This is a genomic window from Flavobacterium rhamnosi (assembly GCF_048286515.1).
GTDB lineage: Bacteria > Bacteroidota > Bacteroidia > Flavobacteriales > Flavobacteriaceae > Flavobacterium.
Genome location: NZ_JBLVPS010000041.1, coordinates 1 through 15,042 on the forward strand (window position 1 = coordinate 1; position 15,042 = coordinate 15,042).

Annotated in this window: 13 protein-coding genes; 9 read left to right on the forward strand and 4 right to left on the reverse strand. The window is 34.8% G+C overall.

Going from position 1 to position 15,042, the window contains the following annotated elements; genetic code table 11:
• Positions 1-727 (forward strand): hypothetical protein (locus tag ACNQGN_RS18540; protein WP_417989312.1); only part of this gene is annotated, 727 nt, incomplete at its 5' end.
• A gap of 26 nt (positions 728-753) precedes the next feature.
• Positions 754-3,834 carry a fibrinogen-like YCDxxxxGGGW domain-containing protein gene (locus ACNQGN_RS18545; protein WP_417989313.1) on the forward strand — a complete coding sequence of 1,027 codons (3,081 nt, stop codon included), beginning with the start codon at positions 754-756 and terminating at the stop codon, positions 3,832-3,834.
• Positions 3,835-3,942: 108 nt separating this feature from the next.
• Here the strand turns inward: ACNQGN_RS18545 and ACNQGN_RS18550 are convergent, their stop codons facing one another.
• Positions 3,943-4,728: an anti-sigma factor gene (locus ACNQGN_RS18550; RefSeq protein ID WP_417989314.1), complete on the reverse strand. Its 786-nt coding sequence runs from the start codon at positions 4,726-4,728 to the stop codon at positions 3,943-3,945.
• A complete protein-coding gene (locus tag ACNQGN_RS18555) occupies positions 4,728-5,258 on the reverse strand; it encodes an RNA polymerase sigma factor (protein ID WP_417989315.1) in 531 nt (176 codons plus the stop codon). Before ACNQGN_RS18555 ends, ACNQGN_RS18550 begins: the two co-directional genes overlap by 1 nt.
• Positions 5,259-5,490: 232 nt before the next feature.
• Here ACNQGN_RS18555 and ACNQGN_RS18560 point away from each other — a divergent pair, with 232 nt between their 5' ends.
• The 5 genes from ACNQGN_RS18560 (at position 5,491) to ACNQGN_RS18580 (ending at position 11,100) form a co-directional block, all read left to right on the forward strand.
• Positions 5,491-6,144 carry a DUF4331 family protein gene (locus ACNQGN_RS18560; protein WP_417989316.1) on the forward strand — a complete coding sequence of 218 codons (654 nt, stop codon included), beginning with the start codon at positions 5,491-5,493 and terminating at the stop codon, positions 6,142-6,144.
• Positions 6,145-6,217: 73 nt separating this feature from the next.
• The gene (locus tag ACNQGN_RS18565) at positions 6,218-6,769 is read left to right on the forward strand and encodes a DUF4331 family protein (RefSeq protein WP_417989317.1); all 552 of its coding nucleotides are present in this window, start codon (positions 6,218-6,220) and stop codon (positions 6,767-6,769) included.
• 86 nt (positions 6,770-6,855) lie between these two features.
• Positions 6,856-8,151 carry a tetratricopeptide repeat protein gene (locus ACNQGN_RS18570; RefSeq protein ID WP_417989318.1) on the forward strand — a complete coding sequence of 432 codons (1,296 nt, stop codon included), beginning with the start codon at positions 6,856-6,858 and terminating at the stop codon, positions 8,149-8,151.
• 7 nt (positions 8,152-8,158) lie between these two features.
• A complete protein-coding gene (locus ACNQGN_RS18575) occupies positions 8,159-10,372 on the forward strand; it encodes a TonB-dependent receptor (RefSeq protein WP_417989319.1) in 2,214 nt (737 codons plus the stop codon).
• 140 nt (positions 10,373-10,512) lie between these two features.
• Positions 10,513-11,100 carry a glutathione peroxidase gene (locus ACNQGN_RS18580; protein WP_417989320.1) on the forward strand — a complete coding sequence of 196 codons (588 nt, stop codon included), beginning with the start codon at positions 10,513-10,515 and terminating at the stop codon, positions 11,098-11,100.
• Positions 11,101-11,172: 72 nt separating this feature from the next.
• Here ACNQGN_RS18580 and ACNQGN_RS18585 read toward each other — a convergent pair whose 3' ends face one another.
• Both ACNQGN_RS18585 and ACNQGN_RS18590 read right to left on the reverse strand, forming a co-directional pair.
• Complete coding sequence (locus ACNQGN_RS18585) at positions 11,173-12,123, reverse strand: tRNA dihydrouridine synthase (protein ID WP_417989321.1); 951 nt, start codon at positions 12,121-12,123, stop codon at positions 11,173-11,175.
• A gap of 88 nt (positions 12,124-12,211) precedes the next feature.
• Positions 12,212-12,709 carry a GNAT family N-acetyltransferase gene (locus ACNQGN_RS18590; RefSeq protein WP_417989322.1) on the reverse strand — a complete coding sequence of 166 codons (498 nt, stop codon included), beginning with the start codon at positions 12,707-12,709 and terminating at the stop codon, positions 12,212-12,214.
• Positions 12,710-12,801: 92 nt separating this feature from the next.
• Here ACNQGN_RS18590 and menD point away from each other — a divergent pair, with 92 nt between their 5' ends.
• On the forward strand, positions 12,802-14,463 hold the full coding sequence (menD, locus tag ACNQGN_RS18595; protein WP_417989323.1) for a 2-succinyl-5-enolpyruvyl-6-hydroxy-3-cyclohexene-1-carboxylic-acid synthase: 1,662 nt from the start codon (positions 12,802-12,804) through the stop codon (positions 14,461-14,463).
• An 87-nt stretch (positions 14,464-14,550) separates the two neighbouring features.
• A complete protein-coding gene (locus ACNQGN_RS18600; RefSeq protein WP_417989324.1) occupies positions 14,551-14,892 on the forward strand; it encodes a DUF2853 family protein in 342 nt (113 codons plus the stop codon).
• The last annotated feature ends 150 nt before the right edge of the window (positions 14,893-15,042 follow it).

A 15,042-nucleotide genomic window follows, 5' to 3' on the forward strand; every position in this document is an offset into this window, starting at 1 on the left:
AGCGGCAAGCGATTCAGCCGATACTACTTTACAAGCCACTATTGATTCCAATAAAACCGCTACTGATAGCGCTATTGCGGGAGTTCAGTCGGATGTTGATGCTAATAAAGCGGCAAGCGATTCAGCTGATACTACTTTACAAACCACTATTGATACCAATAAAACCGCTACTGATACCGCTATTGCAGGGGTTCAGTCGGACGTTGCTACTAATAAAGCTGCAAGTGATTTAGCTGAGACGACTTTACAAACCGATATTAATGCTGTTCAATCTGATGTTGATTCATATAAAACTGTTGTACAAACAGCATTGGATGAAAAAGCTTCGAATACTGATGTATCTTTAAAAGCACCTTTGGAATCACCAACATTTACAGGTATCTTAACCGCTCCTGCTATTGTTAAAAGTGGAGGGCTTTCTTCTGAATTTTTGATGGCAGATGGTTCTGTGGTTACAGCGGGAGCTAATATCATTATATCTGCTGGTACATTGTCTTCATCAGGTATTACAGAAGTGGCAGATGAGTATACTTATGTGTCTGGAACAACCTTTACATTAACGCAAACACCATCAGAAAAAAGTAAAGTAAAAATGTATGTAAACGGTATTAGAATAAGTAATTCAGCTTATAGCGTTATTGGAACTACTTTAACGTATGTTTCTGCTAATAATGGGGCATATGCATTATCGGTAAACGATAGAATTCAGTTTGATTATTTTTACTAATCAGTAGCTTCAAATACAATAATACTATGAAGTTTTATAAAAAAATGTTTTTCTTTTTTTTGATCGTTTCTACTTTAGAAGGTTATGCTCAGAATGTTTTTGACAATTTAGGACTTACGAGCAGCACACCCGTAGCTCTTGGCTATAGTTTGAGACAATTAAGTACTTCTTATATTGGTGATGCCATACAAGTACGTCGCAGTAACGATAATGCAACTCAGGATATTGGTTTTACCGTTGACGGTGATTTAGATACAAGCGCTTTATTGACTTTTGTTGGTGCAAATGATGGTTTTGTAACTATTTGGTATGATCAAAGTGGTAATGGGAGAGATATGATTAAAACAGATTATAACCTTCAACCTCAAGTAGTATTTGGTGGAACGTTTAAATATATTGGATCAAAAGTAGCGATTGATTTTTCGGGAGATAAAGGACTGGTTTATTCAGGAACATTAAGTTTATCGAGTATCACTTCGGTAGTAAGATCTGAACTTACCAATTGGCCAAGTTATCATACTATTCTGGAGGGAACTCCCAGAATAGGAGGGATATTGGAAAATGGAGGTACTACATTTCATTTTAACTTGTATCCTCTTGAAATATGGAAAGATGGAATTTCAAAAACAACATCTGAATCGCTGGCTCCTGTTGATGAAGCCATGATTTTATCCATTAGCCCTTACACCTCTATCTTAAGTCAAGTATTTATAGGTAATTATGACGGTGGTAGCGGAGGAGGATCAATCTTAGAAAGTGAAGCTATAGGATTTTCTACTTTAAATGATTCTAATACTCGACGATCAATTGAATGTAATCAAGGGGCTTATTATGGAATTGCAATGGTATCATGTGCTGCAGCAATAGGCAGTAATCCTTCGTCCTCAGATCATTTTGAATGTCTAGGAACAACCGCAACCCCATTAATGGTTCAGGCTTCAGGACCCGATCTGATGTATCAATGGTACAGTAATTCTAGTTCTAGTGCCATTGGAGGGACTTTAATTAATGGTGCAAATAATAGTACTTTTATTCCACCAACTTCAGTTACAGGGACTACTTACTATTATGTTGTTGTTTCAGGTTCTGAAGGGCCTGCAATTACAAGTAGCGTCTCTGGGGCAATAACAGTAGAGAGTTTATCTTCAGTTAGTATTTCCCCTTCTAGCCCTTCTGTTAATTCTGGATCGGCTATAACGTTGACTGCCTCAGGGGCTAGTACTTATTTATGGGGGACAGGTTTGTCTACTCCCTTGGACCAGGTTGCAACCTGTAGGCTTGCTGTTGGTTTACGTTTACTAAGATCTGCTTATACTGGATTTGCAGTTCGTTTGAGACGCGATAGCGACAATGCAGAAGCCGATTTTGGATTTGCGGATACGCATTTAAATACAGAGGCAATTAGTTCATGGTTAGGTTTTTCAGCAGGATACTGTGTTAAACTTTACGATCAATCAGGCAATGGAAACGATATGATTCCATCATCAGCAAGTGCGCAACCACTTTATGTTTATAATGGATTAAATAACAAACCTATTTTAAGATTTAACACTTCACAAGATATAAAAAATGAAGTGAATTTTACCCCGCCATTTACTGTAATTTATGCAGGAAAACAAACGGGGCCGAATAGAGGCAGGGTTTTAAATGCTAACAACAACTGGTTGTTAGGTTGGTGGAACGGAAGTAAAAGTCAAGCTCATTTTGATGGTTGGGTTTCTGCGGAAGGGGGTAGTCCTGCTGATAATAATCCATATGTATATTCAGCAACGGGGACCGCTAGCGCTTCCACTATTTTTGAAAATGGGATTTCTAAAACCATAAGCACAAATGGAGGAACTAGTGGACCAGATGGTTTAAGAATTAATCAAGGTGAATCTTCAGATGCAGATGTTGCCGATATATTCGTGTTTGATTCGGTATTATCAGATTCAAATAGAGAAACCATTGAAAAAAGCTCTGCTTCCTATTACGATATTTATGGACAACTAATGGTTGCCGGTGAAACATTTACAGTCAGTCCATCTGAAACGACCACCTATCAAGTTTCAGGTTATTCTGCGAATGAAGGTTGTTCTGTTTCTAGTAACGTAACAGTAACCGTACTTAACAATCCAAATTTAAGCAACTTTATTTCAAAGACAAGAACCTATTTTGATGATTCTTATTTGATTGTGCCTCCTAGTACTTCCAGTACAGGTAGTATTAACTATACCAGTAGTAATACCGCTGTAGCAACCATTACTGGTACGACTGTCACTATAACTGGAGTAGGAACCACCACGATTACAGCAACGCAAGCGGCCAATGGGTCTCATTATGGAGATACTATTAGTACGACTTTGACAGTAAATAGTGTTACGGTATTAACAAAAAATGGAGAAGTATCGACTAGTGATTTCAATTATACCAATAAAAATGGGGTATTATCTTCAAGTAATTCATTAACTAAATTTGGTCAAATAGTTTCTACTAAATCAAATGATGGATTATCAGCAGCTTCAGCGGGATTAAGCGCTTATCAAATTAAACAAGATTATCCAGCGGCTACAGATGGTTTATATTGGATTACGAACCCAAATATAAATGGAGGAACTCCTTTCCAGATTTATGCTGATATGACTACAGACGGTGGAGGCTGGACTTTGATATTATGCAATAACGATGTTTCGGGATGGAATGGAAGTAATGCTATTTTAAGGAATGAAACGGCTCCAACGATTAACGGACAATATTCTATTGTAGCTTATGCAGATTATATCAAAAGGAGTAGTAGTGGTTTCCAATATATGATTGATGCAACAACGCGAGGGAGTTGGGGAGGAATTTGGACAGCAAATCAAGCATATAGTTTTGTGAACACTTCAAATACTCAAACAGATATTACATTAAATACTCAATTTGATTCCTGGACATATAATGGTAGTGGAATTGAACAAATAATGCCCTGGTATTCACCCGCTAGTTGTGGAGCTATTACTACAAGTACTGATCCTAATGGAGATTGGTGGGGAACTTTAGTATCTACTTGTGGTTTTAGTCCTGCACCATGGTTAGGTTGTTGTGGCAATCCAAACCCTGGGATTATTTGGTATTGGGTCCGATAATAGGTGTCGAATTATAATTGTTTAATATATAGCTGTTTATATTCTAAAAAAAAAGGTTCAGCTTCATTTATAGCTGAACCTTTTTTAATTTTACATGAAAGATATTCTTTATACTTTTCCTAATGTATATAATTGTTCCATTGTAGGCGTTAAGCTTCCGCCTTTAGGCTCCAGCGTAATTCCAAAAGCTTCCGCTTCCTTGGCATTATTCACCGCAAATAATTTTTGCTCGTTAGAATCAAAGTCTTCCAGTAATCCGATACTTGTTGGAGTCAACGGGCTTAATTTCAATGCCCAAACCTGATACACCATACCTTCCGGTGGTTCTGGTAAACCTGCTGCATCAATATAAACTACTTTTGTTTCTTGATTCCAATATACTTTTGCAAAAGATTGAGGAGCTACTGCCTGTCCACCAAGTGCTACAACAGTATTTTTAGTGTCTCTTACAACCGCTAAACTGGTCTCGTTAGCTGTGTTTTTTAATTTTAAGACATTAAATTCTTTCTCTAATTTTGCTTTCTCAATTTCAGTATTGACCACTTGCGTGGTGGTTTCATTTAATTGATTGTATTGATATCCAATACCAACCAATAGTAGTATTGCTGCTGCCCAACCAATATATTTTGACCAATTGCCGGTAGGTTCCAACTCTATTACTTTAGCATGTTTGAGCTCTAGCTTAGCTTTAATTTTTTCATAATTAGCTACAGAGTGAAATGGTGAAAAGCTCGAAGACAATGCAACAATTGCTTTTTCAATTGCTATAATTTCATCGTTTATTTCTGGATTATTTTTCGCCATGGCGCTTACCTCTTCGTTTTCGGTTTCACTTAGTAAACCGTAAACGTAAAGCTCCAGGATTCCTGATTCTATATATTCTTTTATTTCCATTATACTTTCAAATAATTTCTTAAGTCATTAATACAATTTCTATTTTGTGTTTTTACCGTTCCTAAAGGAATGACCAATTCGTCTGAAGCTTCCTGTTGGGTATAGCCTTTAAAAAACAGTAAATCTATTATTTGGATACACTTTGGTTTCAGTCTTTTTACAAATTCCTGCAAACCTATAGCATCCATTTTGTCGGCAAGTTTAGAACTGTCTTCAAATAGATTTACGAAATTATCTGTAGTAAGGTTTTTTTGGCTGTTGTTAAAACTTTTAGAACGCAGTTTATCTATAGAAGTATTTCTGGCAATATTCAGAATCCAGGTGTAAAACCTTCCTTTGCTTTCATGATAAGAATCAATGTTTTTCCAGATTTTTACAAATACATCCTGAAGTACATCTTCTGCTTCTTCTCTATTTTTCACAAGAACATTAATAACCGAAAATAAACTTTTAGAATACATATCATATAGATGTGTAAATGCTCTTTCGTCCTTCTTATAAATTAATACTAACAATTCTTCTTGACTCATATACTTTATATTTTAACTATTACAAACTTATACATTCTTATTTACAAATGGTATATTTTATGATTGTCAACATCAAATAAAAATAAAAATAAAAACAGTTGTATTTTTTTTAAGTATTTAATCTGTTGATTTTAAATTGTTTAATTAATATTTTGATTTTTTATTATGATTTTTAAAACCAAACGAGATCTAATCCCGTAAATGCTTTTATAACCTTTTAATTTAAAACAAAATGAAAAAAACAAAAATGATTTTAGGTCTGTCGCTAGTGGCGATTTCGGGCTTAATTTTAGTAGCAGCGGATCACATTGATGCTCCAGCAACAATGTCTGGTGATGCAGGTGACATTACAGATGTTTACGCTTTTCAAGGACAAAACACAAGTAATTTAGTATTTGCCGTCAACACACAAGGATTATTAAGCCCAAATGCAACTGGTGCTGCTACTTTCAAAGAAAATGTGATGGTAGAAATCAATATTGACAACAACAATGATAATATTGAAGATTTAGTGATTCAAGCCATCAGAAAAGACGATAAGATGTATTTCTTTGGACCAGTTGCTCCGGGAGCAACAGGAACAACAAGTACGGTTAAAACTACTGCAGCTTCAGGAAGTGTTACAATATCATCTTATGGTACAGCTGCTTTAACTGCTGAACAAAACGGAATGAAATTTTTCGCAGGACCAAGAGACGATCCGTTCTTTTTTGATTTAGGTCAATTTAAAGCAATCCTTGGCGGAACGGCTACAGGATTTAATAATCCAGGAACAGACACATTTGCAGGAACGAATGTAATGTCAATAGTCGTAGAAGTTCCAAAAACAATGTTAGGAACTTCAAGCACATTAAATGTTTGGGCTGAGACTAAGAAAAAACAATAATTAATTTTATTTAAAACAAATAAAAACTTGAAATCGGAGATTCACGATTTCTAAAAACTTAAATACAAACATCATGAGTAAAACAAATAAATTCAAAATTATAACAATCGCGCTGGTAGCTGCAGTTGTTTCAGTAAACTGTGATAATGACGATTCAAATGGTGGGGATGTAACTCCAGATTTTTCTGGAACTTACGTTCAACAAGATCAAATGGCCAGACCGGCAATTAATACTGTGTTTGTTGCTGCAGGGGCACCAAAGGATGAATTCAATGCCGCTATTCCTTCCGCAATGGGAGCGAAGTACCAATCTATTTTTCAATCTAGATTAATGGCTTTGAATCCAGGATATACTGTAAATGCTTTAGGGCAAACTGCCGCTCAGTTGACAGGTCTTTTGGCTACAGATGTATTGGGAGTTTCTAAAACGGCACCAACAACTTTCTTTGACGGGACTAATGTTTTAACAGGGAGAGCATTGGCAGACGATGTAATTGATGTCGAGTTATTATTGATTTTTGGAGGACCGACAGGAGGTTCTAATCCAGGAGTTACTTCAGATAATGTTGATGCTAATGATAAAACATTTGGAGCAACTTTTCCATACTTAGCTTCAGCTTGGTAGTATTCTATAAAAAAAAGCAGAGTGTATGTAACAATCTTCGCTCTGTTTTTTTTTAACAAACAAACAAACAAACAAACAATTAGAGTATGAAAACTTTAAAAATAATCCCGTTTTTGGTTTTCACAATCCTATTCCTATTCGGTTGCGAGACTAAATCAGAACAAATTACCAATAAAGAAGACTATGCGAAGTATTTGAGTTTAAAAGACAATAAGTCAATAACTTTTGCTCACAATGAAATTGATTTTTGGCAGAAAAAATTTGATGCAGCTCCCAATCAAATTAGTTATTTGAGTCAATTGGCTGCCAACTACGGTGTGCTTTTCGAATATACAGGAGATATCAATCATTTATATAAGACAGAAGAATTATTGACAAAATCGAATGAAGCCTATGATTACTCGAGAGTTTCTACGGTTCGATCTTTGGCGAGAAATTATATCTCTCAACATCGTTTTAAAGAAGCGTTAGTACTTGCGAACAAAGCCTTAGCGATAGGTGAGGGCAAAAAAGAAACACAAAAATTATTATTCGATATCCAAATGGAGTTGGGGAACTATGCGCAGGCAGTTAAAAACCTTAATACCATCAGGGATATGAATAGTTTTGATTATTTGATTCGTTTGGCAAAATGGAACGATCATAAAGGCGACCTGGATACCGCAATAACATTTATGGAGAAAGCCAAAGGTATTGCTGAAAAAGATAATAATAAAGTACTTAAAATATGGTCTTACTCTAATTTGGGCGATTTTTATGGTCATGCTGGAAGAATTAAGGAATCGTATGAGAGTTACCTAAAAACTTTAGAAATTGATCCTAATTATTCCTATGCTTTAAAAGGTATAGCGTGGATTGTTTTCTCTAAAGAGCGAAATACAGAGGAAGCGAAGAGAATTATTGATGCTGTTGCTGCTACCCACAATACTCCTGATTTTTATTTGTTTAAATCTCAAATTGCTCATTTTGAGGGAAATAAAAGAGAGGAAATTAAAAATAGAAATGCTTATTTTTCTATGATGGAGAAAAATAATTATGGAGCTATGTACAACAAATACAATGTTTTAATATATGCAGATCATAAGCAGACAGCTCAAAAAGCATTAGAAATTGCTCAGATTGAAGTGGATCACAGACCAACTGCTGATTCTTATGATTTATTGGCTTGGTCCTACTTAAATTTAGGCGAAAATAAAAAAGCATTAGAAGTTGCTCAGAATCATGTGGTTGGAAAATCATTCGAACCGAAGGTACAATACCACTTGGCTGTTATTTACAAATCAAATAATTTAGCGCTCAAAACGAAACCTATTAAAGAAGAATTATTATCCAGTTTGTACGAATTGGGTCCCAATTTTGACAAAAAAGTAAATCAATTATAGTAGCGTTATGAGGAGTATCATTGTAGTGTTGATTACCCTTTTTGGGTTGTCTTCGTATGGCCAAATTCAAAAAGGTAAAGTTTTAGATAGTGATGGAAATCCTGTGGAAAATGCTTATTTAGTAAATATAAATTCTGAAAGCCATGCACATACCAATGAATTCGGACTATTTAGTATCGACAAAACGGTAATTGGAGATGTGATCAAAATCACTGCTTTAGGGTATAAAAAATCAAATTTCACAGTTGTGTCTTCGGATGATGTAATTATTTTGGAAGATGATATTTTTAGATTGAATGAAATTGTAATCCAACCGAAACTTTCGGCTATGAACGTCATTTCAAAAATTGATTTGCAAACGACTCCGGTAAATTCTTCGCAGGAAATTTTACGAAAAGTACCGGGATTATTCATTGGACAACATGCTGGTGGAGGAAAAGCGGAGCAAATATTTTTAAGAGGATTTGATATTGATCACGGAACTGATATTGCGATTTCAGTGGATGGAATGCCTGTGAATATGGTATCTCATGCACATGGTCAAGGGTATGCTGATTTGCATTTCGTAATTCCGGAAACGGTCGAGAAAATTGATTTTGGAAAAGGGACGTATTATGCCAACAAAGGGGATTTTGCTACGGCAGGATACGTTGCTTTCCAAACTAAAGACAAAATTGAAAAAAGTAGTATTGGTTTAGAAGTTGGACAATTCAATACCTTGAGAACGGTAGGATTGTTTAATCTTTTGGGTAACCAAAAAACACAAAGTGCTTACATCGCCACAGAATATATTTTGACGGATGGGCCATTTGATTCGCCTCAAAATTTTAATCGCGTCAATCTTTTAGGGAAGTATTCTGCTATTTTAAATGATAATAGTAAGTTTTCTATTTTGACTTCTCGTTTTTCAAGCAAATGGGATGCTTCAGGTCAAATTCCACAACGTTTGATTGATAATGGAACAATATCCAGATTTGGGGCTGTTGATGATACAGAAGGAGGAAGTACATCCCGTACTAATTTTAGTGCCAGTTTGAGTAAGCCAATTGATGATAATACCTTTTTGAAAGCTAACGCCTTTTATTCGAATTACCAATTTGAACTCTATTCTAATTTTACTTTTTTCCTGGACGATCCAATTAATGGCGATCAGATTAAGCAGAAAGAAAATAGGGATATTTACGGAATGAACGTGGAGTTGAATAAGAAAACAAAACTAAATGATATAGATGTTCTGTTGCAATTTGGTGGAGGTTTTCGTGCGGATGCAGCTACAGATACAGAACTTTCTCATACGTTAAACAGAAAAACAGTTTTAGAAAATAAAAAATTAGGAGATATTGATCAGTCTGATATGTTTTCGTATTTGAATTCAGAATTCAACTTTGGAAAATTGATGATTAATCCAGCGATTCGATTGGACTATTTCAAGTTTAATTATAAAGATAAGTTGACCACAGATTATAAAACACAGTCGGAATCTAAAGTCAAATTTTCTCCAAAACTGAATTTTATTTATTCACAAAATAACAATTTGCAGTTTTTTATAAAATCAGGAATTGGGTTTCATTCGAATGATACTCGAGTAGTAGTTCAAAATAACGGAAAACAAATTTTGCCCACTGCCATTGGGACCGATGTAGGTATGATTTGGAAACCGTTTCCAAAGTTAATTGTTAATTCGGCTTTATGGTATTTATTTTTGGAACAAGAGTTTGTTTATGTAGGGGATGCAGGGATTATTGAACCTAGTGGAAAATCAAAAAGGATGGGAGCTGAACTGGGATTGCGTTACCAATTGAACGATTGGCTGTATTTTGATGCTGATGGCAATTATACCTATGCCAGAAGTATAGAGGAACCAAAAGGACAAGACTATATTCCATTAGCACCGGATTTCACAACAACTGGTGGATTAAGTTTTCAAAAAATAAATGGTTTCTCAGGAGGACTACGCTATCGTTATTTGAAAAGCCGTCCGGCTAATGAAGACAATTCTATTGTTGCCAAAGGCTATTTTATATCAGACTTGAATGTTAATTATCAATATAAGAGTATCAATTTTGGAATAGCAGTAGAGAATATTTTTGATACAGAATGGAACGAAACACAATTTGCTACTGAATCCAGATTGCAAAACGAGGCAGAAAGTGTTGAAGAAATTCATTTTACTCCGGGAACACCCTTTTTTATGAAAGGAAGAATTACTTATACTTTTTAAGATAGTTATTAAGAATTGTTGTTTATTTGTTTGGAAGCCTGGTGTTTTTTATAATATCAGGCTTCTTTTTAACTATGGTTTAACCAAAATAAATTTTAAAGCAACAATTAATTGTTTTATTTTTATAAAAAATTTCAAATATGAAAAATTTAGTATTTATTGCCACATGCGCCTTAATCTTATTTAGTTGCCAAAATCGGGCACAGGATAAAAAAACTGAAAAGAGTATGAATACAGCATCAGTAGCCAAAGAAAATATTTATCAATTTAAAGTAGAAGATTTATCAGGAAACGTTTTTGATTTTGCTTCTTTAAAAGGTAAAAAAGTAATGGTGGTTAATACGGCTTCAAAATGTGGTTTGACTCCACAATACAAAGGTTTAGAAGCATTGTATAAAGAATACAAAGACAAAGGATTCGTGATTGTAGGATTTCCAGCAAATAATTTTGCTGCGCAGGAACCGGGGACTAATGAAGAAATTGCAACTTTTTGTCAACTGAATTATGGAGTAACTTTTCCAATGATGGATAAAGTTTCCGTAAAAGGGGATGATATGGCTTCTATTTATCAGTTTTTAACTCAAAAATCTAAAAACGGATTGCAAGATTCAAATGTAGAATGGAATTTTCAAAAATACTTAATCAATGAAAAAGGAGAATTGGAAAAAGTAATTGCTCCAAAAACATTGCCTACAGATCCTGAGGTGGTAAACTGGATTAAAGCATAATCATCAATACTACTAAAATAAAAAAAGCGATTTTCGGAAACTGAAAATCGCTTTTTTTATTTTAGAAACATTTTAAAATTTTTCATTTTTGAATATTGCCGCAACAGCCGCTTCATAATTTCGAATACTCTGCGCTTTTTTTATTTGTTTTAATACTTTATGTGGATTTGAAAATGTAGTAGAAAAGTATTCCCATAAATGGTACATCTTTAATAAAATATGGGTTGATCCAGATAACGACTCGCTATATATAGCATACAAGGTGTCGTGAAACGCACTGAATAATTCGATTTTATTTTCAGGGTACTCTGAAGTGTTGTTTTTTATCATACCTGGTAAAAAAGGATCAGAAATTAATCCCCGCCCAATCATCCAGTGGTTTATCGAGGGAAAGCGTTCTTGCATTTCATGAAATTTAGCCACCGAAGTGATGTCGCCATTGTAATACAGTTTATGAATAGTGTTGTCAATACAGTGTTGAAACGCATCTAAATGTACACCACCTTTATAAAGTTGCTTCCCAATACGGGCGTGTATCGCAATATTCTTAATAGGATAGGTATCTAAAATAGGCAAAACATCAAGAATTTCTTCACTGTTTTCATAACCCAGACGCATTTTCATAGACACAATAATGTCAGATTCAGAATGTGCTCGATTAAGGATGTTGTTGATTCTTTCCGGGTTACTGATAAGACCAGAACCCATGCCGGATTTTGTAACCATTGGATAAGGACATCCTAAATTCCAGTTTAATTCCTTATATCCCAGTTCTCGAACGTATTTCGCCACAAATAAAAACTCATCGGCATCGTTCGTTATGACTTGTGGAATTACCTCTAAGCCAATATTGTTTTCAGGGAGCAGGTCTCTTTCATAAGAAGGTTTGATTACCAGTTTTCCGTTTAAACGGATATAAGGCGAGTAATAGGTGTCAATTCCTCCAAAATACTTGTTTTGAGCATTTCTAAAGCGAAAGTCAGTAAATCCCTGTAAGGGCGATGAGAGTAAGGTGTAATTCATGAAAATTTAAGTTGTGCAAATATACGATTCTTTACACGGTTCTGATTTTCTTGAAGCAATTATGTTTTTTGTGCTGAAAATCAATTTTCTATTTAAGAATCAGTTGCATAAAAACTAAATCCAGCCAATGATCAAATTTGTAACCTACTTCACGAATAGTGCCGACCACTTTGAAACCAAATTTCTCATGAAAAGCGATGCTTCCTGAATTCTCAGCATCAATAGCGCCTATCATCACATGATACCCTTGTTCTTTTGCCAGTCGAATAAGTTCAGCCAAAAGTAATTTTCCCACACCTTTTCCAATAAATTCCTGAGCGACATAAACGGAATGTTCTACGGTGTATTGATACCCTATTTTTTGTCTAAATTGACCATAGCTGGCGAATCCGATTGCTCCATTTTCAAACTCAGCCACAATTATAGGTAAGTTTTTTTTCAATTTGTCTTCATACCATAGTTTCTGGGTTTCAAAATCGTGAGGCTCATAATCATAATTAGAAGTACTATGAAGTATTTCGTGATTAACGATTTCTAATATTGTATCAATATCAGAAAAAACAGCGGGTCTTATCTTGATTTCCATGAAAAGTATTTTACTTCAAAATTAAGAAAACTATTTCAGATTAGAGAAAAACCTTTGCAACTTTGTATCTTTGTTGCTTTGAAACTAAAACAATGATTTACCCCAAAATACCTTTAGCGCAAAGCATCATTCAGATTTGTTTGGCCAAAGGAATCACCACCATAATAATTTCTCCAGGTTCACGGAATGCCCCACTAACGATTGGTTTTGTGAGCAATCCTGCTTTTCAATGTTATAGCATTGCTGACGAACGTGTGGCTGCTTTTTTTGCACTTGGAATTGCGCAGCAAACAAAACTGCCAGTGGCTTTGGTTTGTACATCAGGTTCTGCTTTATTGAATTATTATCCTGCTTTTGCTGAAGCATTTTACAGTCAGATTCCTTTAATAGTGCTGTCTGCCGATAGACCACAAAGTAAAATAGATATTGGTGACGGACAAACCATTCGGCAGGAAAATGTGTTTATAAACCATTCTTTATACAATGCGAATTTAAATGAAGTTGCTTCAAAAGCAAATGATTTCAAAATAAACGAAGCGATAGATTTCGCTTTGCATAAAAAAGGACCGGTTCATATTAATGCGCCATTTGAAGAGCCTTTATATGAAACCGTTTCAGCGCTTTCAGTGGATGTAATGGTTAATCGTTTTGCGAATTTAAATTCATTGAGTCCTATTGAAAATATTTCGGAGTTTGCTGCCATTTGGAACGATTCAACCAAGAAAATGATTTTGGTAGGTGTGAATGAACCGAATTCGATTAACGAAAAAACAATCGCTGCATTGGCTGAAGATGAATCGGTTGTTGTTATGACGGAAACTACATCCAACTTGTATCATTCTTCCTTTATAAATAATATTGATACAATAATTACTCCTTTTACCAATGAGGATTTTGAGGAGTTTCGTCCTGAGATTTTAGTGACTTTTGGGGGAATGATTGTTTCTAAACGAATCAAGGCTTTTTTGAGAAAATACAAGCCAAAACACCATTGGCATATTGATACTTTAAGAGCGTATGATACTTTCAGTGCACTGACGAAGCATTTCGAAGTTAACCCAAATACTTTTTTCGAAGCATTTTTACCTTTGACTAAAGGGGTGAAAAGCAATTATTTTGAGAAATTGGAAGCAGTGAAGCTATTGAGAAGGCAAAAACATGAAATGTATTTGGCAAAGATTAAATTTTCAGATTTTAAAGTTTTTGAAAAAGTGATTCAAAGTTTGCCAACAAACAGTCAATTGCAAATTAGTAACAGTTCGGCGATTCGTTACGCACAACTAATAGCTATTGACTCTTCGATTGAAGTATATTGCAATCGTGGTACCAGCGGAATTGACGGAAGTACTTCTACGGCTATTGGTGCAGCTGTTGCCAATGAAAAACAAACGGTTTTCATAACGGGTGATATTGGATTTTTGTATGACAGCAACGCTTTGTGGAATAGTTATATCCCGAAAAACTTCAAAATAATTTTAATAAATAACGGTGGTGGCGGAATATTTAGAATTTTACCTGGGCATGAGGAAAGTCCTGTTTTCAATACTTTCTTTGAAACATCACATTGTCTTACTGCAGCGCATTTGGCTAAAATGTATGGTTTTGAATATAGTATTGCCAGTGATGAGGCAAGCTTAGAAAATAGCCTGGTCGCATTGTATACTCAAAATGAAAAACCAAGTATTTTGGAAATTTTCACACCAACATTAGACAACGATAGAATTTTGGCACAGTATTTTAAAGAATTAGTTTAATTGTTTTATTTATTCGTTAAAATGCATGATTAAATGCTTAAATTTGAGAGAGTTAATATCTATTAATTAATTATTAAACTTTTATTTATGAGTGCAAGAGACGAATTAATTGTAAAGTATGCTGCCGATTTGAAAGACAAATGCGGTGTTAATCCTGACATGGATTTGTTGACAAAAGTAACTGTCGGTTGCGGTCCGTCCATTTATAATGCAGATTCTGCTACGGTAGCAGGAACTCAACAAACTGAATTAGACACGGTAAAAAACAATTTTCTAATTAAAAAATTAGGACTTGCCGATGGAGCTAATTTGGATGCAGGAATCGATGCAGTAATGGAAAAATATGGGCGCTCGAATAAAAATAAATACCGAGTTGTGGTTTACTACTTATTGACTGTTCATTTCAAGAAAGAAAGTGCTTATAAGTAGTAGATAAATATAAAAATGAAAAGTGCCTTTGTTGGTACGAGTGGTCGGAAGAAATTTCGACCACTTTACGTTTTAAATACTTTGTCAGGATCCCCTCCTGAAAGTATGATCATTATTACCGTAATAAGCTCTCTTAATTCCATAACAAAC

Bases quoted from the DNA above. Each gene is read 5' to 3' on its own strand.
- ACNQGN_RS18550 (WP_417989314.1), bottom strand. From the start codon at position 4,728: ATGGAAATAAAAGAATATATAGAATCAGGAATCCTGGAGCTTTACGTT.
- ACNQGN_RS18600 (WP_417989324.1), top strand. From the start codon at position 14,551: ATGAGTGCAAGAGACGAATTAATTGTAAAGTATGCTGCCGATTTGAAA.
- ACNQGN_RS18560 (WP_417989316.1), top strand. From the start codon at position 5,491: ATGAAAAAAACAAAAATGATTTTAGGTCTGTCGCTAGTGGCGATTTCG.
- ACNQGN_RS18585 (WP_417989321.1), bottom strand. From the start codon at position 12,123: ATGAATTACACCTTACTCTCATCGCCCTTACAGGGATTTACTGACTTT.
- ACNQGN_RS18545 (WP_417989313.1), top strand. From the start codon at position 754: ATGAAGTTTTATAAAAAAATGTTTTTCTTTTTTTTGATCGTTTCTACT.
- ACNQGN_RS18570 (WP_417989318.1), top strand. From the start codon at position 6,856: ATGAAAACTTTAAAAATAATCCCGTTTTTGGTTTTCACAATCCTATTC.
- ACNQGN_RS18590 (WP_417989322.1), bottom strand. From the start codon at position 12,709: ATGGAAATCAAGATAAGACCCGCTGTTTTTTCTGATATTGATACAATA.
- menD (WP_417989323.1), top strand. From the start codon at position 12,802: ATGATTTACCCCAAAATACCTTTAGCGCAAAGCATCATTCAGATTTGT.
- ACNQGN_RS18565 (WP_417989317.1), top strand. From the start codon at position 6,218: ATGAGTAAAACAAATAAATTCAAAATTATAACAATCGCGCTGGTAGCT.
- ACNQGN_RS18580 (WP_417989320.1), top strand. From the start codon at position 10,513: ATGAAAAATTTAGTATTTATTGCCACATGCGCCTTAATCTTATTTAGT.
- ACNQGN_RS18575 (WP_417989319.1), top strand. From the start codon at position 8,159: ATGAGGAGTATCATTGTAGTGTTGATTACCCTTTTTGGGTTGTCTTCG.
- ACNQGN_RS18555 (WP_417989315.1), bottom strand. From the start codon at position 5,258: ATGAGTCAAGAAGAATTGTTAGTATTAATTTATAAGAAGGACGAAAGA.